Source organism: Xanthomonas sp. 3307 (assembly GCF_014199735.1).
GTDB classification, from domain to species: Bacteria; Pseudomonadota; Gammaproteobacteria; order Xanthomonadales; family Xanthomonadaceae; genus Xanthomonas_A; species Xanthomonas_A rydalmerensis.
Map to the genome: position 1 here is coordinate 229,887 of NZ_JACHOG010000001.1, position 16,395 is coordinate 246,281.

General features: G+C 68.7%; 16 protein-coding genes. 9 read left to right on the top strand and 7 right to left on the bottom strand.

Annotation, left to right across the window (positions count from 1 at the left end):
• Window positions 1–23 precede the first annotated feature (23 nt).
• From GGR64_RS01025 to GGR64_RS01045, 5 genes are all read right to left on the bottom strand, one after another.
• Window positions 24–1,136: an acetylornithine deacetylase gene (locus GGR64_RS01025; protein ID WP_184643411.1), complete on the bottom strand. Its 1,113-nt coding sequence runs from the start codon at window positions 1,134–1,136 to the stop codon at window positions 24–26.
• Between the two features lie 6 nt (window positions 1,137–1,142).
• Window positions 1,143–1,595, bottom strand: a complete 453-nt coding sequence (locus GGR64_RS01030; protein WP_184643413.1) for a GNAT family N-acetyltransferase — start codon at window positions 1,593–1,595, stop codon at window positions 1,143–1,145.
• 193 nt (window positions 1,596–1,788) lie between these two features.
• Complete coding sequence (locus GGR64_RS01035) at window positions 1,789–3,030, bottom strand: argininosuccinate synthase (protein ID WP_184643415.1); 1,242 nt, start codon at window positions 3,028–3,030, stop codon at window positions 1,789–1,791.
• Window positions 3,031–3,102: 72 nt separating this feature from the next.
• The gene (locus GGR64_RS01040; protein WP_160962242.1) at window positions 3,103–4,128 is read right to left on the bottom strand and encodes an N-acetylornithine carbamoyltransferase; all 1,026 of its coding nucleotides are present in this window, start codon (window positions 4,126–4,128) and stop codon (window positions 3,103–3,105) included.
• 298 nt (window positions 4,129–4,426) lie between these two features.
• Window positions 4,427–4,960, bottom strand: coding sequence for a hypothetical protein (locus GGR64_RS01045; protein ID WP_160965187.1), 534 nt, complete (start codon window positions 4,958–4,960; stop codon window positions 4,427–4,429).
• Between the two features lie 408 nt (window positions 4,961–5,368).
• Between GGR64_RS01045 and cysS the strand changes: the two genes are divergently transcribed.
• The 3 genes from cysS (at window position 5,369) to GGR64_RS01060 (ending at window position 8,772) form a co-directional block, all read left to right on the top strand.
• Window positions 5,369–6,784: a cysteine--tRNA ligase gene (cysS, locus tag GGR64_RS01050; protein ID WP_184643417.1), complete on the top strand. Its 1,416-nt coding sequence runs from the start codon at window positions 5,369–5,371 to the stop codon at window positions 6,782–6,784.
• 303 nt (window positions 6,785–7,087) lie between these two features.
• Window positions 7,088–7,528: a SufE family protein gene (locus tag GGR64_RS01055; RefSeq protein WP_160970330.1), complete on the top strand. Its 441-nt coding sequence runs from the start codon at window positions 7,088–7,090 to the stop codon at window positions 7,526–7,528.
• Complete coding sequence (locus tag GGR64_RS01060; RefSeq protein WP_184643419.1) at window positions 7,525–8,772, top strand: MFS transporter; 1,248 nt, start codon at window positions 7,525–7,527, stop codon at window positions 8,770–8,772. The genes GGR64_RS01055 and GGR64_RS01060 overlap by 4 nt, the downstream gene beginning before the upstream one ends.
• A gap of 132 nt (window positions 8,773–8,904) precedes the next feature.
• On the opposite strand, the gene GGR64_RS01065 is transcribed toward GGR64_RS01060, so the two are convergent.
• Window positions 8,905–9,981, bottom strand: a complete 1,077-nt coding sequence (locus GGR64_RS01065) for an alpha/beta hydrolase (protein ID WP_184643421.1) — start codon at window positions 9,979–9,981, stop codon at window positions 8,905–8,907.
• 621 nt (window positions 9,982–10,602) lie between these two features.
• On the opposite strand from GGR64_RS01065, the gene GGR64_RS01070 reads away from it, so the two are divergent.
• The 3 genes from GGR64_RS01070 to bamE all read left to right on the top strand — a co-directional run bounded on the left by GGR64_RS01070 (window position 10,603) and on the right by bamE (window position 11,917).
• Window positions 10,603–10,989, top strand: a complete 387-nt coding sequence (locus GGR64_RS01070; protein ID WP_184643423.1) for a hypothetical protein — start codon at window positions 10,603–10,605, stop codon at window positions 10,987–10,989.
• Between the two features lie 61 nt (window positions 10,990–11,050).
• On the top strand, window positions 11,051–11,224 hold the full coding sequence (locus tag GGR64_RS01075) for a hypothetical protein (protein WP_260302484.1): 174 nt from the start codon (window positions 11,051–11,053) through the stop codon (window positions 11,222–11,224).
• 18 nt (window positions 11,225–11,242) lie between these two features.
• Window positions 11,243–11,917 (top strand): outer membrane protein assembly factor BamE, encoded by a 675-nt coding sequence (bamE, locus tag GGR64_RS01080; RefSeq protein ID WP_184643425.1) that lies wholly within the window; start codon window positions 11,243–11,245, stop codon window positions 11,915–11,917.
• Between the two features lie 254 nt (window positions 11,918–12,171).
• Here bamE and dksA read toward each other — a convergent pair whose 3' ends face one another.
• The gene (gene dksA, locus GGR64_RS01085) at window positions 12,172–13,311 is read right to left on the bottom strand and encodes an RNA polymerase-binding protein DksA (protein ID WP_184643427.1); all 1,140 of its coding nucleotides are present in this window, start codon (window positions 13,309–13,311) and stop codon (window positions 12,172–12,174) included.
• A gap of 114 nt (window positions 13,312–13,425) precedes the next feature.
• Here dksA and yidD point away from each other — a divergent pair, with 114 nt between their 5' ends.
• From yidD to GGR64_RS01100, 3 genes are read left to right on the top strand one after another with little or no spacing between them, the layout of a single operon-like run.
• Window positions 13,426–13,698 carry a membrane protein insertion efficiency factor YidD gene (gene yidD, locus GGR64_RS01090; RefSeq protein ID WP_106407029.1) on the top strand — a complete coding sequence of 91 codons (273 nt, stop codon included), beginning with the start codon at window positions 13,426–13,428 and terminating at the stop codon, window positions 13,696–13,698.
• Complete coding sequence (locus GGR64_RS01095; RefSeq protein WP_184643429.1) at window positions 13,698–15,032, top strand: dihydroorotase; 1,335 nt, start codon at window positions 13,698–13,700, stop codon at window positions 15,030–15,032. The genes yidD and GGR64_RS01095 overlap by 1 nt, the downstream gene beginning before the upstream one ends.
• Window positions 15,032–15,895: a M23 family metallopeptidase gene (locus GGR64_RS01100; RefSeq protein WP_160970316.1), complete on the top strand. Its 864-nt coding sequence runs from the start codon at window positions 15,032–15,034 to the stop codon at window positions 15,893–15,895. The genes GGR64_RS01095 and GGR64_RS01100 overlap by 1 nt, the downstream gene beginning before the upstream one ends.
• The last annotated feature ends 500 nt before the right edge of the window (window positions 15,896–16,395 follow it).

A 16,395-nucleotide genomic window follows, 5' to 3' on the forward strand; every position in this document is an offset into this window, starting at 1 on the left:
GCGACGTGGGAAAGGCGCGCGGCTCAGCGCGCGCCGTTGATGATGCGGTGCACCGAGTCGGCGTAGCGCTGCAGTTGCTCCAGCGTCACGAATTCGTCGGCGGTATGCGCCTGGGCGATGTCGCCCGGGCCGTAGACCAGCGCGGTGTAGCCGCCGGCGGAGAACAGCGAGGCCTCGGTCCAGAAGTCCACCGCGTTGCCGATCGGCAGCTCCAGCGCATCGGCGACGTCGCGCGCGGCCAGGCGCTTGTCCTCGGCGCGCGCGCCATTCCAGTCAGAAGCCGCGCCCGACGGCAGGCTGGGACCACGGAACGTCTCTTCGAAGTGCGCCGCGGCCGGCTCGGCGAAACCGGCGAAGGTCGCCAGCAAGGCGTCCACGTCCATCGACGGCAGCGGCCGGAAACCGAAGCGCAGTTCCGCCGACGGCGCGATCATGTTGGCCTTGATCCCGCCCTCGACACGGCCGATGTTGAAGCGCAGCCCGGTCAACCCGCCGAAACGCGCGTGCGCCAGCGACTCCACATGGTCCAGCGCACGGCCGCCCCAGCGCATCGCCTGATGCAGCGCGCTGGCTGCGGCGTCCTGCTTGCCCGAGGCGTGGCCGGCGCGGCCAGCGAAGCGCATCAGCACCGAACTGATGCCACGATGCGCAAGCACTGCCTCGCTCATGGTCGGCTCGGCCACCAGCACCGCCTCGTAGGCGATGCCGCGGGCCAGGAACGCGGCGATGCAGCGCGGGTCGTTGGCTTCCTCGTCGCTGGAGAACAGGAACGCGGCATCGCCGTCGCCGGCATTGGCCGCGGCCAGCAGCGCCGCCGCCGCGCCCTTGATGTCGCACACGCCCAATCCGACCACGCGATCGTCCAGGCGCCGCATCACGTGCGGATCGGCGCTCCAGTGCGGCGAATCCGGCACCGTGTCCAGATGCACGTTGAACAGGTACTTGGGCGTGCCGCGCACCGCGTACAGGCTGACCGCGCCGGCGCCGTGGTCGATCACCTCCACCGCGAAGCCGGGCAGCTGCGCGCGCAGGTAGTCGAAGATGCCATCGGTGCCGATCGCCCGCGGCGGATTACGGGTGTCGAAGGACACCAGCGCCTGCAGGTGATCGAGCGTGGAGGTGAGCAGATCGGTCATGGTGGGTCAGTCCGCCGTGGTGCTGGTGCGGTAGAGGTCGGGATAGGCGATTTCCATCAACGACTGCGGCCGCGCCGGCGCGGCGAAGCCGTATTCGGCGTAGAGCGCATGCGCATCGGAGGTGGCGAGCATGAAGCGGCGCAGGCCCTGCAACTGCGGGTGGGCCATGATCGCGGCGACCAGTTGCTTGCCGTAGCCGCGGCCACGGTAGGCGTCGAGCACGAACACGTCGGCCAGATAGGCAAACGTCGCCCCGTCGGTGATCGCTCGGGCGAACGCCACCTGCCCTGCACCCTCGACATAGCCGCCGAAGCACAACGAACCGGCGATCGCCCGCTGCACCGTGTTCAGCGGGATGCCCAGGCACCAATAGGCCTGCTCGCTGAGGAAGCGATGGATCAGCGGCAGATCCAGTTCCTGCTTGTCGGTGCTGATGCGTAGTGCGTGCATGGGTTCCATCGCAGTGGCCCCCTTCTCCCACCGGGAGAAGGTGCCCCCGAAGGGGGCGGATGAGGGTACGGGCGAAGCCTGGTAAAGCGAATCGCGCCAGCGAGGTAAAGGGACAGGCGCAACGCGCAGCCGACGATTGCGAGGCTTCGCTCGTACCCTCACCCCAACCCCTCTCCCGGAGGGAGAGGGGCTTTTCAAAGCGTCAGCGATTGACCTGGGCGTACAGCGTGGAGCTCATCCCGAACAGCTTGATGAAGCCCTCGGCCTCGGCCACGCCCCAGTCCGCGGACTGCGCGTAGGTCGCGCCCTTGGCGTTGAGCAGGTGCGGCGACTTCACCGCCACCGCGTCGACGCGGCCGCCGCGGGTCTCCAGCGTCACTTCGCCGTTGACCATCGCCTGCGACGACTTCAGGAAGGCTTCCAGGTCGGTCTTCAGCGGATCGTGGTAGAAGCCTTCGTAGACCAGCTCCACCCACTTGCGCGCCACGTCCGGCTTGAAGCGGTTCTGCTGCTTGGTCAGCACCGCGTCCTCCAGCGCGCGGTGCGCGGCCAGCAGCGCCACCAGGCCCGGCGCCTCGAACACGATGCGGCCCTTCAGGCCGATCACGGTGTCGCCGGTGTACACGCCGCGGCCCACGCCGTAGGGCGCGAACAGCTTGTTGAGCTTGGCCAGGATCTGTTCGCCCGGCAGCGCCTTGCCGTCGAGTTCGACCGCCTCGCCCTGCACGAACTTCAGCTTCACCGTCAGCGGCTCGGTCGGCCACGCGCTGCGCGGCGCGCACCAGCCGCGGGCGCCCTCGCCCGGCGCTTCCCAGCGGTCGATCTCGCCGCCGGACATGGTCAGGCCGAGCAGGTTCTCGTTGATGGTGTAGGCCTGCTGCTTGGCACGCACGCCGAAGCCGCGCTCTTCCAGGTACTTCTGCTCGTAGGCGCGGGTCTGGGTGTGTTCCTTCTGGATTTCGCGGATCGGCGCGACGATCTCGTAGTCGCCCAGCGCCTTGACCGCCAGGTCGAAGCGCACCTGGTCGTTGCCCATGCCGGTACAGCCGTGGGCGATGACCTTGGTGCCCAGCTCCTCGGCGCGCTTGAGCGCGGCATCGACGATCAGGTAGCGGTCCGACACCAGCAGCGGATACTGGCCCTGGTAGCCCTCGCCGGCCCACACGAACGGCTTGACGAAGCCGGCCCAGATCGCCGGGCCGCCGTCGACGGTGACGTGGCTGGCCGCGCCCAGTTCCGCGGCGCGCTTCTCGATGAAGTCGCGCTCCTCGGCGTCCACGCCGCCGGTGTCGGCGAACACGGTGTGCACCGCATAGCCCTTGGCCTGCAGGTAGGGAATGCAGAAGCTGGTGTCGAGGCCGCCGGAAAAGGCGAGGACGATGTCCTTGAGGCCGGGAGTGGGGATTGGGGAGTCGGGATTGGTGGAAGCGGGGTGCTGCGACATGGGGGCGTCTCTCTGCGGTTGACTAAATTAAGAGCAGGAAGGGAGTCGCCGTTGCGACTCCCCAATCCCGAATCACGAATCCCGGCGGCCCTGGCCGGCCAGCGCCGCCATGATCGCCTTCTGCACATGCAGACGGTTCTCGGCCTCGTCGATGGCGATGCAGTTGGGCGAATCCATCACCGCGTCGGTCGCCTTGACGTTGCGGCGCAGCGGCAGGCAGTGCGAGAACACGCCGTTGTTGGTCAGGGCCATCTTGCGCTCGTCGACGATGAAGTGCTGGTACTGGTCGCGGATCGGTTTCTCCGGGCCCCAGTTGCCGAAGAACGGCAGCGCGCCCCAGCTCTTGGCGTAGACCACGTCGGCGCCGGCGTAGGCGCTGTCGATGTCGTGGCTGACGGTCAGCGAACCGCCGCTCTCTTGCACGTTCTGCGCGGCCCAGCCCATGTAGCGCTCGTCGAGCACGTAGTCCGGGGTCGGGCACAGCAGGGTCACGTCCATGCCCAGGCGGGTGGCGATGGTCAGCGCGGAATTGGCCACCGCGGTGTTCAGCGGCTTGGGATGGTAGGTCCAGGTCAGCACGTACTTCTTGCCGCGCAGGTCGCGGGTACCGAAGTGTTCCTGCAGCGCCAGCGCGTGCGCCAGCTCCTGGCACGGATGGGTGATGGTCTCCATGTTGATCACCGGCACCGGCGAGTACTTGGCGAAGCTCTTCAACACCAGATCTTCGCGGTCCTTGGCCCAGTCGACGAACTTCGGGAACGCGCGCACGCCGATCAGGTCGACGTACCGGCCCAGCACCCGCGCCACCTCGGCGATGTGCTCTTCGGTGTCGCCGTCCATCACCGTGCCCAGGTCGAACTCGATCGGCCATGCGTCCTTGCCCGGCTGCAGCACCACCGCGTGGCCACCCAGCTGGAACGCGCCCAGCTCGAAGCTGGTGCGGGTACGCATGGACGGATTGAAGAACACCAGTGCGATCGACTTGCCCTTCAGCTCGCTGCCGAGGCGGTTACGCTTGAACAGCGCCGCCTGGGTCAGCAGCGCGTCCAGTTCGGCGCGGCTCCAGTCCTGGGTGTTCAAGAAGTGCTTCAGAGACATCGATCGATCCTTTGCAGCGGTGGGGACGCGGGACGCGCGGGAGGTTCTACAGTCTGGTTCTTTACGGGTGAAACTTTTCCGGCCGATGAAAACGAAAAAACCCAGCCTCGGGCTGGGTTTTCAGAACGAACGGCACGACGCTCCGGTTACCCAGCGAGAATGTGGGATTCCGGTCGACGCGCGCGCGACGTCATGCCCGAAGCCATGCGTGCGGCGCTGAGATCGTGCTGGGGCAGGTTCGCTTTCATCGGCGCGCATCCTCGCACGCGCACGCCACAGGCGCAAGCGCGCGCGGCGCTCAGCGCGGCGGCACCACCACCGCGTCGGGCACGTACGGCGCCACCGAGACCCGGATGCGCAGGCGGTTGCCCGGATCCTCGGGCAGCCGCGAGCGGTACTTGGTGCCCTTGTAGACATAGTCCACGTCGTAGGCGATGGGCCGGCGGAACTCGCGGCCGACTTCGACCATCCGGCAGTTGCGTCCGCCCGCCGGTGCCGCAGCCGGCGCGGCCGCCTGCTGTGCCGGCTCCTCGTGGCGGCGGCTGAAGATGTCCTTCACCGAATCCATCAGCCGGTTCAAGCGGCTGTCGTCCTCGGCCGGCTTGGGCGCCGGCGCCGCCGGGGCCGGCGTGGGGGCCGGATCGCATTGCTGCTCGGTACGGGTGGCGCGCAGGGTCTGGTAGACCGGCTCCACGTTCAGCACCTGGGCGTAGTCCAGCTTGACGTTCTCGATCACCACCACCCGGTTGCGCGCCTCGGAGTCCTGCGCCCAGGCCGGCGCGACGGCGCAGGCAAGGATGCCGACCAGCGGCAACAACGGGATCGGACGCATCGGCAGCAGGCTTCGCAAGGGCAGACCTCTGAGTGTAGGCATGGCGGCTGGCGTCGGGCTGAACGCAAGCCGACGGCCGTGCGCCGACCTCGTCGAGGGCATGCCACCCCATCCCCGAGTCCGCCGCGCCGGGCTTGGCAGGCGCGCGGCCGGCATGGCGTGGTGCAACGCCTGAGCGGTCGTCAGTTCATGCCGCGTGGTGCCAGGCTGCGGCTGCCAGTCCAACCCGAAGCGCCGCGGTGGCGCGCGCCATGGCCGCGTCATCGCGCACGCGTGCACAGACGGCTGCTTCTTCCGGTTTCCTTGCCATCGGCACGCACACCTGCCGCCCGGTGCGCCCGGGGGGCGGATGACCCGCCTCGGGGCCGCTGCCGGTAGAATCGAGCGGTTTCCCCACCGCCGATGCCGATGAGCCTGCGCCTGCACAACAACCTGACCCGCCGGGTCGATGCCTTCGAACCGCTCGATCCGGTGGCTGGACCGACGCTCTACGTCTGCGGCCCCACCGTCTACAACTTCGCGCATATCGGCAATGCCCGCGGCCCGGTGGTGTTCGACGTGCTGGCGGCGCTGCTGCGGCGCCGCTACGGCAAGCTGCGCTACGCGCGCAACATCACCGACGTGGACGACAAGATCAACGCCGCCGCGCAGGCGCAGGGCGTGCCGATCTCCACCATCACCGACCGCTTCGCCGCCATCTACCGGCAGGACATGGCCGCGCTGGGGGTGACCCCGCCGGACATCGAGCCGGCGGCGACCGCGCACATCCCGCACATCGTGGCGATGATCGAGCGGCTGATCGCCGGCGGTCATGCCTATGCCGCCGAGGGCCACGTGCTGTTCGCGGTGGCCAGCTTCGCCGACTACGGCAAGCTGTCGCGGCGCGACCCGGAGGAGATGCTGGCCGGCGCCCGTGTCGAGGTGGCCCCGTACAAGCGCGACCCGGGCGACTTCGTGCTGTGGAAGCCTTCCAGCGATGACCTGCCGGGCTGGGACTCGCCGTGGGGACGCGGCCGCCCCGGCTGGCACATCGAATGCTCGGCGATGGCCGCCGCGCACCTGGGCGAGACCATCGACATCCATGCCGGCGGCGTCGACCTGCAGTTTCCGCACCACGAGAACGAGATCGCGCAGAGCGAGTGCGCCCACGGTGGCGCCACCTTCGCACGCGTCTGGCTGCACAACGGCATGCTGACCTTCAGCGGCGCCAAGATGAGCAAGTCGCTGGGCAACATCGAGACGGTGCACGACCTGATCGCCCGGCATCGGCCCGAAGCGCTGCGCTGCGCACTGCTGAGCGCGCACTACCGGCAGCCGCTGGACTGGTCGGACGCCCTGATCCAGGCCCAGGTCGCCCGGCTCGACGGCCTGTACGGGACGCTGCGCGACCTGCAGGCCATCGACGCCGAGGCGGTCATTCCGGCCGAGATCGAGCAGGCCCTCGACGACGACCTCAACACGCCGCTGGCGCTGTCGGTACTGTCGAGCCTGGCGACACAGGCGCGGCAGGCGCTGCGCGATGCGGCGCCGGCCGGCGGCCCCGATCCCGCCGATGCCGCGCAACGTGCGGACACGCTGCGCCAGGCCAAGAGCCGACTGCTCGGCGCCGGCCTGGCCCTGGGCCTGCTGCAGCAGGATCCGCAGGTCTGGTTCCAGGGTGCCGGCAGCGACGACGACGCCCGTATCCAGGCGCTGATCGACGCCCGCAGCGACGCCAAGAAAGGCCGCGACTTCGCCCGCGCCGACGCCATCCGCCAGGAACTGGCCGACGCCGGCATTGTCCTGGAGGACACGCCGCAGGGCGTACGCTGGAAGCGTGGGTAACCGCGCCCTCGTAGAAAAAGGGAGCACGGCTGTTCCCTTCTCCCTCCGGGAGAAGGTGGCGCGCAGCGCCGGATGAGGGTACGGCGCGAAGCGACTCGCATAGACAGTTCGCGAGGCTGCGCCCACACCCTCACCCCACCCCTCCCCCGGAGGGAGAGGGGCTTACAAGGTGCCCCGAAGGGGCGGATGAGGGTACGGCGCGAAGCGACTCGCATAGACAATGCACGAGGCTGCGCCCCTACCCTCACCCCAACCCCTCTCCCGGAGGGAGAGGGGCTTTACATCGCTTGATTCTGGATTGCTATGACCGACACCGACTTCCCGCTCGAACCCACGCCCGCCGAGGCCCAGGCCGCCATCGCCGAGGAATTCGGCTTCTTCGGCGACTGGTCCGAGCGCTACCAGTACCTGATCGACCTGGGACGCAAGCTGCCTGCCTTCCCCGAGCACTGGAAGACCGAGGAGCATCGCCTGCACGGCTGCCAGTCGATGGTGTGGATCGTGCCCGAGGGCAATGCCGAGCGCCTGGTGTTCCATGCGATCAGCGACTCGGCGATCGTCTCCGGGCTGATCTACCTGGCACTACGGGTCTACTCCGGACGCAGCGCCGCGGACATCCTCGCCACCGCGCCGGATTTCGTCGCCGCCATCGGTTTGGGCAAGCATCTGTCGCCGACCCGCAGCAACGGCCTGGCCGCGCTGCTGGCCTTCATCCAGGACACTGCGCGCGCCCAGCAGGCATGAGCGCGCCCCTGCCCACCCCGCAGACCCTGCGCACGCTGCTGGCGCACCCTGGCTTCGCCCTGGTGCTGGCCTACCGCATCCTGGCGATGCTGTCCTACCAGATCGTCGCGGTCACGGTCGGCTGGCACATCTACGAGATCACCCGCGATCCGTTCTCGCTGGGCCTGATCGGGCTGGCCGAGATCCTGCCGTTCTTCTGCATCGCCCCGTTCGCCGGCTACCTGGTCGACCACCTGCCGCGACGCTACCTCGGCATGCTCGCCAGCGTCGGCCTGATCGCCACCGCCGCGGTGCTGCTGGCGGTGAGCCGCGGCTGGCTGTCCGCGCAGGGGGTGTGGCCGATCTATGCGGCGATCGCGCTGACCGGCGCCGCGCGCGCGTTCCTGTCGCCCGTGTACAACGCCCTGTTCGCCCGCGTCCTGCCCCGCGAGGCCTATGCGCGCGGCGCCAGCGTCGGCAGCGTCGCGTTCCAGGCCGGCATGGTGATCGGCCCGGCGTTGGGCGGCCTGCTGGTCGGCTGGGGCGGCAAGAGCCTGGCCTACGGCACCGCCATCGGCGCCTCCACCGCGGCGCTGGCCGCGCTGTGGCTGCTGCGCGTCGCCGAGCCGGTGCACGAAGGCCCGCGCGCACCGATCTTCCGCAGCATCGCCGAAGGCGCGCAGTTCGTGTTCTCCAACCAGATCATGCTCGGCGCGATGGCCCTGGACATGTTCTCGGTGCTGCTCGGCGGCGCGGTCTCGATGCTGCCGGCCTTCATCCACGACATCCTGCACTACGGCCCCGAGGGCCTGGGCATCCTGCGCGGCGCACCGGCACTGGGCTCGATCCTGGTGGGCGTGTGGCTGGCGCGGCACCCGCTGCAGCGCAATGCCGGACGCGTACTGCTGCTGGCAGTGGCCGGCTTCGGCCTGTGCACCATCGCCTTCGGCCTGTCGCGCCATTTCTGGCTGTCGGCGGCGATCCTGCTGGCCTACGGCATGTGCGACGGCGTCTCGGTGATCGTGCGCTCGACCATCCTGCAGCTGGCCACGCCGGACGCGATGCGCGGCCGCGTGTCCTCGATCAACGGCATCTTCATCGGCTCGTCGAACGAACTGGGCGCGTTCTACGACGGCGTGATGGCGCGGCTGATCCACTTGGTGCCGGCGGTGGTGCTGGGCGGCTGCGTGACCCTGGGCGTGGTCGGTGTCACCGCGTGGAAAGCGCCCAAGCTGCGCAATCTGGATCTGCGCGATCTGCAATAGGCTCGGCGGACGGCGTACCTAAGTGGTCGCCAAGCGGGCGCAGTGACGGCTCCGCCTAGCCGCGCTTCGCGCACGGCGGTATTGCTGCCTGCACTCCGCCCAACCTCTTTCGGCTCGCTGCAACGACCGCGCTCAGTGCGCGGCCGCCACGGCATGCGCCTGCGCCTCGTCGTCGGCCCAGGCATGCGCGCAATCCGGCACGCCGGCCGGCTGAGGCAGACCGCCCCGCCCCGCCAGGAACCGGCAGGTAGCGGCGAACACCGCCGGCACCGCGCGCGAGCGGATCGGCGAGGCCAGCACGTGATTGTCCGCCCCGGGGAAATCCACCGCCTGGCGCAAGGCCGGTGGTGTCCCCAGCTCCTTGAACATCGCCTGCAGTGCCGCCACCGATACCGTGCGGTCCTGGTGCTGCGGATCGCGGTAGTAGTAGCCGAGGAACACCGGCACATGGATGCGCGCATAGGTCGCCGGCTGCATGCCGCCGCGGGTCAGCGCGGCCAGCGCGCGATAGCCGTCCAGGTGGGTGGCATCGGCCCAGTAGGCGCTGTCGACCGGATAGCGCAGGATCGGATCGCCGCCGTTGTGCGTCCACGCCAGCAACTGCGCGCCCCACGGCCACAACATCGGCTGCAACTGATCGCCGTACTCGCGCACCAGCGGCGACCACAACACCAGCGCCTGCACCTGACGTGGATTCGCCGCCACCGCCTGCAGCGCCAGCGCACCGCCCATCGAATTGCCGATCACCACCACGCGGTCGCCCAATACCCGGGTCACCGCCAGCGCCTCGGCGGCGCCGGCGAGCAAGCGTCCGGCATCGACGCCGCGCAGCGCATCGGCCGCGACCAGCCCATGCCCGGGCAGGCGCGGCAGATACAGATTGCAGCCGAAGCTGCGCGCCAGCCGCACATGCGTGGGTGCGCCCTCGCCCTGGCTTGCGGTGAAGCCATGCAGATAGACCATGGCGCAGGCACGTCGCCCCGGATGCGCCGGATCGGCCCAGACGATGCGCGCCTGGTTGTCCGCCCGCACCCCGGGCGTGGCGCGCTCACGCGCGTCGATCCATGCCTGCAGCGCCAGCGGATCCTGCGGTACCGCCGGCGCCGCCACCTGCGGCAGGGCCACACTGACCCGCGGCCCCAGCGCAATGACCGCCAGCAATAACAAGGCGATCAAGATCGGCAAACGCCAACGACGACGTCTGCGCATGTCTAGGCCGGCCAATTGGGCATTGCGACTCAAGGGCAGCCCTCCATTATCGATGCAACCCTGGATACGACATGGAAACAATTTTCAAGCAACGACATGGATTGTCAGAGATGACATGGCGACATACCACGCACCTAATTATGCGACACCGCCATGACAGGCACATTTAAAGCCTTCGACCGGCGCCGAAGAAACCGCAACTTGAGCGAAAGCCACAACGGCTCCAGTCTGGATCGGCGCTTTTCATCGCCACCATGAGAGCGCACTTTGCAGAAAAGACAGAAAACAAAAAGGAAAGGAAGACGAAAGAAGCACTGGAGATTATCTTCAGCGATAAAGCTCAAACCACTTTTCGAAATGGTGCGCGTCGAACGCAGGCCCATATGAAACACGGATGGAATCAACCGAATGGAGCGTTCGCTTTCCCGGGACGAGGCAGTGGACGCCCGTAGCCAGGCGGCTGGGGACGGTGCGACTGGCAACTCCGTTTTCGACCCAGGCCTGGACCTGCGTCGCACTCGACATCGCCGCCGTTGTGATGTCGCTGCAGGCACTCCCTCCCATCCTCTCCCGGGCCGGCGCAGCCAGCCCGACACACAACCGCCTATCGGAGCTCTGCGCATGAAGCCCTTCTTGTTACCGAGTATCGGCATGGCCTTGGCGTTCGCCATTGCCGTGCCAGGATCCTTGCAGGCGAAGCAAGCCCCTTCCCCCGCAGGCGGCGAACAGGCGATCGCCTATGTGCTGAAGAACGACATCGTGCTATCGAGGCTATTCGGGGACTGCCCTGCACTGAAATTTGCACGCACCGGCGCCGATGGCGCCAAGTCCTTCCTGATCGAAGGCAACTGCGACATCAAGAACAACCCGGAGGAAGATGCGGACTGTCCCGCCTATCACGTCCGTGCGACCGGGACGATCGACTCGCCGTCGCATTGGACGGTACGTCGCCAGGAACTGACCTTGGTGTGCTCCAGCGAGGGAGCAACGACGACGCGACGGATGTAACCGCCGCGTAGGTGCTTACGACCTCGGCGCAGCACGCGGTGGCGAGAATGCAATCTCCGTGATGATCACCACCATCACCACCCATTCGGGCCTGAACCCGTCCGCTCAATGGGGCTCATTGAGCAGCGACCAGCGCGACGCGTTCATCACCGCCTACGGGCACCGCGAAGGCTGGCACGGCAACCAACTCACCCTGTGGCGGGGACGGGAGCGCTCCCGTCTTCGCCACACATGACCCGTTACGGAGATTCTCATGGCACCCCGGTTTCTTTCGCTGTGCGGCCTGCTCGCTCTCGGTCTAGCCTTCTCGCGGGCCCATGCCGCCGGCAGCGATGCGGCGGCCTGCACGCACGCGCTGCATCAGGTTTTTGCAGGCACCAGCAGCGCCGCCACCCTGCCCCCCTCATGCACACGTCTCGGCCCGCTCGCGCTCGGCATGCGCAGGCAACAGGTCCTGGCCGCGCTGGGCCAGCCGGACATCACCCGCCGCGATACGGCGCATCCGGACACGCTCAGTGTGGTGTATCTGTATCCGCGCGGATTCGATGCGCAGCTGGCGCAGCAACCGCGGCCAGCCGCCGCCCTCGCCTACAGCCAGCTGGCGGTGCGCTTTCGCCACGACCGGGTCGTCAACGTGATCGCCTCCGCCACCCCCGGCGTGCCATTGCCGTTCGATCTGCTCGGCCAGCCGGTCGGCACGCACGTCGATCGCGTGCTGCAGGCGATCGGCGGCCAGCCGCAATGGAACGCCAGCCGCGACTACGTGCAGTTCGCAGCGATGCCGCTGGGCCTGGAGGTCGATCCGGACACCTCGGCTCTCGTCGGGCTGGACATCGCAGCCACCAAGCAGGACCTGGACAGCTTCGCCCTGCCCGGCTTGCAACTGAGCAAGGACACGCAAAGCGGGCTGGTCAACGGGGTGCGCTGAAGGGCGCCGCCGCTCATGCTGAGGTATGGCCGCCTCGACGCAGCATCCACGCAGCCGCAGGTGGCCCCGGCAGCAGGATTGGCCCAGGGCCGAGCATCGCGCGCCGACCCTGCGAGTACCGGCTTCCCGCGGCGGCATCGCGTCCGGGGCATGCGGCACGAGCCGGTTCGTGCAACGCCTGGACCGGCGGTGCCGTAAAACGCAAAGCCCCGCGCGAGCGGGGCCTTGCCTTGACGCATGAAGACGGTGAGGACTCAGTCGCCCTGCTGCTTCTGCAGGTGCTCCCAACGCTCCTGCGCGTCGATGGTGCGCTCGGCGGTCAGGCGCGCTTCCAGGCGCTCCAGGCCGATCTCTTCGCCGGTGTCCACGCAGTAGCCGTAGTCGCCGGCGTCCAGACGCTTGAGCGTGCTGTCGATCTTGCCGATCAGCTTGCGGTAGCGGTCGCGGGTCCGCAGTTCCAGCGAGTTCTCGGTCTCGCGAGTGGCGCGCTCGGCTTCGTCGCCGATGTCGCGGACTTCGTCGCGCAGGTTCTCGATGGTCTGCTTGGATTCCTCGACCAGGTCGGCGCGCCAGGTGAGCAGACGCTGGCGGAAGTACTCCTGCTGCAGCGCGCTCATGTACTCCTCGTCCGCCGCCGGCTTGTAGCCCTTGGGCAGGATCGGACGGCCGGTGGCCTCGTCGGTCTTGTACTCGACCACCTTGTACTTGGCCGGCTTGGCCGGGGTGTTGGACTTGGCGGTCACGGCCACCGCGACCTTGCCGGTGGGCTTGGCGACCGGGGCCTTCGGGGTGGATTCGGACTTGGTGGGGGTTTTCGCGGAGGATTTCGAAACGGACACGGGATTCTTTTGTGGCGGGGTCGACGACGCGGCGGGCTTGGCGGCAACGGGCTTGGGAGCCGGTGCTGCAGCGGCCGCGGCGGGCTTGACCGGGACAGGCTTGGCCGCAGCCGGCTTGGAGGCCGACTTCGGTACGGAGGTGGTCACCGCAGGTGCGACGGAAGCGGTGGCCGGTTTGGATTTGGCAGGAGCGGCCGCAGACTTGGCGACCTTGGCGCCAGGCTTGGCCGCGGGCGTCTTCGCTGCCGGCTTGGCGGCGGGCACAGGCTTGGTCGCGACCTTGGCCGGTGCGACTGGCTTGGCGGGCGCCTTCTTGGCCGGGGCCTTCTTGGCAGGAGCGGACTTGGCCGACGCCGCCGCCACGGGCTTGGCCGCCGGCTTCTTGGCCACAGCCTTGCTGGCCGATTTGGCCGGCGCGGCCTTGGCTGCCGACTTCGCAGGCGCGGCTTTCTTCAGCGGTTTGCTGGCGGCGGACACCGTCGCTTTCTTGGCGACGGGCTTGGCAGGCTTCTTGGCGGCCTGGACGGCCTTCTTTGCAGGTTTTTTAGCAGCCACGAACGCTCTTCCTTGGTCTTCCCGGGGCCCGGGAAAGCGGGCCTTTATAGCCTACCCTACCCCCCGCGGCAACAACGCGGCGTATACGCCGAGCGACCCGCCTAGTCGAGCACAGTGGCATATCATGGTGGCGTGATCGCCCGCGCTCTCATCGCCTTGCTGCGCCTGTACCAGCGCTTCATCAGCCCGCTGCTGGGGCCGCGCTGCCGTTTCGTGCCCAGTTGCTCGGCGTATGCGGTGACCGCCATCGCCCGTTTCGGCGCATTGCGCGGCGGCTGGATGGCCGCCCGCCGCGTCGGCCGCTGCCACCCCTTCCATCCTGGCGGGTTCGACCCGGTGCCCGACCCCACGGCGCCGCCACCCTGCCGCTGCCAAGGAAAACACTGATGTCCGTTTCCACACTGATCGTCAACGCGCGCCTGGTCAACGAAGGCCGCGAAACCCAGGGCGACCTGCGCATCGCCGACGGCCGCATCGCCGCGATCGCCCCGCAGCTGGCCGCGCGCGAGGGCGAGACCGTGGTCGACGCCGCCGGACGCTGGCTGCTGCCCGGCATGATCGACGACCAGGTGCACTTCCGCGAACCCGGCCTGACCCACAAGGGCGACATCGCCAGCGAATCGGCCGCGGCGGTGGCTGGCGGCCTGACCAGCTTCATGGACATGCCCAACACCAATCCGCCCACGCTCGACGCCGCCGCGCTGCAGGCCAAGTACGACGCCGCGCACGGCCGCGCCTGGGGCAACTACGGCTTCTACCTGGGCGCCAGCAACGACAACCTGGCCGCGATCCAGACCCTGGACCCGAAGACCGCGCCCGGCATCAAGGTGTTCATGGGCGCCTCCACCGGCAACATGCTGGTCGACAACCCGCAGACCCTGGACGCGATCTTCCGCGACGCGCCGACGCCGATCATCACCCATTGCGAAGACACCCCGACCATCGACGCGACCCTGGCCGCGTTCAAGGAAAAATATGGCGAGGCGCTGACCCCGGACATGCACCCGGACATCCGCTCGCGCGAAGCCTGCCTGAAGTCCTCGCAGTTGGCGGTGTCGCTGGCGAAGAAGCACGGCACCCGCCTGCACGTGCTGCATATCTCCACCGCCGACGAGCTGGCGCTGTTCACGCCCGGCCCGATCCAGGGCAAGCGCATCACCGCCGAAACCTGCATCCACTTCCTGCGCTTCGACCGCGCCGACTACGCCACGCTCGGCAACCTGATCAAGTGCAACCCGGCGATCAAGGACGCCAGCGACCGCGAAGCGCTGATCCGCGCGATCGCCGAGGACGTGATCGACGTGCTCGCCACCGACCACGCGCCGCATACCTGGGAAGAGAAGAGCAAGCCGTATGCGCAAGCGCCGTCGGGCCTGCCGCTGGTGCAGTACGCGCTGGTCGCGGCGCTGGAGCTGGTCCACGAGGGCCGGCTCAGCGTGGCCCAGGTGGTGCACAAGTTCGCGCACGCGCCGGCGCTGCTGTTCGACGTGCACGAGCGCGGCTTCCTGCGCGAGGGCTACCACGCCGACCTGGTGCTGATCGACGACACCACGTTCACCGTGCGCCGCGAGGACGTGCTGTCCAAGTGCGGTTGGTCGCCGTTCGAAGGCCGCAGCTTCCGCTCCAAGATCGCCGCGACCTGGGTCAACGGCGTGCTGGCCTGGGACGGTACCCGCCTGGTCGGCAGCCCCAACGGGCAGCGCCTGGCGTTCGACCGCTGATGCGCGTCGCCCTGGTGTCCGGCGCCGCACTGGCGCTGGTCCTGCTGACCGCACCGCTCGCCCCGGCGCTGCACGCGCAGACGCCGGCCGCGGCCGGCGCCGAGGCGCGCAGCGTGTTCCCGCGCAGCGCCTCGCAGGGCGCACTGGTGATCGGCAAGGTGGCGCCCGGCAGCCGCGTGCAGTACGCCGGACGCACCCTGCGTGTCAGCGACTACGGCAGCGTGGTGTTCGGCATCGGCCGCGACGAGCGCGGTCCGCTGCGCATCGCCGTGCAGCGCCCGGACGGCGGCAGCGAAACCGTCGAGATTGCGGTGACGCCGCGCGACTGGCCGCTGGAACAGGTCAACGGGGTGCCGCCGAAGACGGTGAATCCGCCGCCGGCGATCGCCGAGCGGATCAAGCGCGAACAGGCCCAGGTCACCGCCGCGCGCGACCGCGACGACCCGCGCACCGATTTCGCCGCGCCCTTCATCTGGCCGGTACAGGGCCGCATCAGCGGCCGCTTCGGCAATGCCCGGGTCTACAACGGCCAGCCTGGCGCCGGGCATTCCGGCATGGACATCGCCGTGCCCACCGGCACTCCGGTCAAGGCCCCGGCGGCCGGCGTCGTCACCTTCGCTGCTCCCGACCTGTACCTGACCGGCGGCACCGTGCTGCTGGATCACGGCTATGGCGTCAGCTCCAACTTCCTGCACCTGTCGCGGATCGACGTGAAAGTCGGCGACCGCATCGCCCAGGGCCAGGTCATCGGCGCCGTCGGCGCCACGGGCCGTGCGACCGGGCCGCATCTGCATTGGGGGATGAATTGGTTCGACGTACGGATCGACCCATTGCTGGTGTTGGAGCGGACGAAGCAACCCTAAAGCGCAGGCGCGTCAGTTGCGCTGGCGCGCGGCGGCGCGTTCCTCATCTGCGCATCCGACGCCTTCGCTTGGCGCGGTTCGATGTGCGCATCGACCCGTTGCTGGTGCTGGAGCGCACGAAACAGCCCTGAAGCGCGGGCGCGTCAGTTGCGCTGGCGCGCGGCGGCGCGTTCCTCCTTTGCGCATCCGACGCCTTCGCTTGGCGCGGTTCGATGTGCGCATCGACCCGTTGCTGGTGCTGGAGCGCACGAAGCAGCCTTGAAGCGCTGATGTATCAGGTTCACTGGCGCGCGGCGGCGCGTTCATCAGGTGCAGTGACGTACAGCGGCATGTTCATTTTGTAGGAGCGGCTTCAGCCGCGACGGGCACTCCCGGTAACGCCCGTCGCGGCTGAAGCCGCTCCTACAATCGCGACGATAGATCGCGCCGAGCCGCGACGCGTTGCTAGGGATGTCGTCCTGAAGTCGCTCCCACATCGGAACGCTGCGCGGCATCCGCGT

Bases quoted from the DNA above. Each gene is read 5' to 3' on its own strand.
- GGR64_RS01035 (WP_184643415.1), bottom strand. From the start codon at position 3,030: ATGTCGCAGCACCCCGCTTCCACCAATCCCGACTCCCCAATCCCCACT.
- GGR64_RS01100 (WP_160970316.1), top strand. From the start codon at position 15,032: ATGCGCGTCGCCCTGGTGTCCGGCGCCGCACTGGCGCTGGTCCTGCTG.
- cysS (WP_184643417.1), top strand. From the start codon at position 5,369: ATGAGCCTGCGCCTGCACAACAACCTGACCCGCCGGGTCGATGCCTTC.
- GGR64_RS01095 (WP_184643429.1), top strand. From the start codon at position 13,698: ATGTCCGTTTCCACACTGATCGTCAACGCGCGCCTGGTCAACGAAGGC.
- GGR64_RS01040 (WP_160962242.1), bottom strand. From the start codon at position 4,128: ATGTCTCTGAAGCACTTCTTGAACACCCAGGACTGGAGCCGCGCCGAA.
- GGR64_RS01075 (WP_260302484.1), top strand. From the start codon at position 11,051: ATGATCACCACCATCACCACCCATTCGGGCCTGAACCCGTCCGCTCAA.
- GGR64_RS01030 (WP_184643413.1), bottom strand. From the start codon at position 1,595: ATGGAACCCATGCACGCACTACGCATCAGCACCGACAAGCAGGAACTG.
- GGR64_RS01025 (WP_184643411.1), bottom strand. From the start codon at position 1,136: ATGACCGATCTGCTCACCTCCACGCTCGATCACCTGCAGGCGCTGGTG.
- GGR64_RS01055 (WP_160970330.1), top strand. From the start codon at position 7,088: ATGACCGACACCGACTTCCCGCTCGAACCCACGCCCGCCGAGGCCCAG.
- GGR64_RS01070 (WP_184643423.1), top strand. From the start codon at position 10,603: ATGAAGCCCTTCTTGTTACCGAGTATCGGCATGGCCTTGGCGTTCGCC.
- GGR64_RS01060 (WP_184643419.1), top strand. From the start codon at position 7,525: ATGAGCGCGCCCCTGCCCACCCCGCAGACCCTGCGCACGCTGCTGGCG.
- GGR64_RS01065 (WP_184643421.1), bottom strand. From the start codon at position 9,981: ATGCGCAGACGTCGTCGTTGGCGTTTGCCGATCTTGATCGCCTTGTTA.
- bamE (WP_184643425.1), top strand. From the start codon at position 11,243: ATGGCACCCCGGTTTCTTTCGCTGTGCGGCCTGCTCGCTCTCGGTCTA.
- GGR64_RS01045 (WP_160965187.1), bottom strand. From the start codon at position 4,960: ATGCGTCCGATCCCGTTGTTGCCGCTGGTCGGCATCCTTGCCTGCGCC.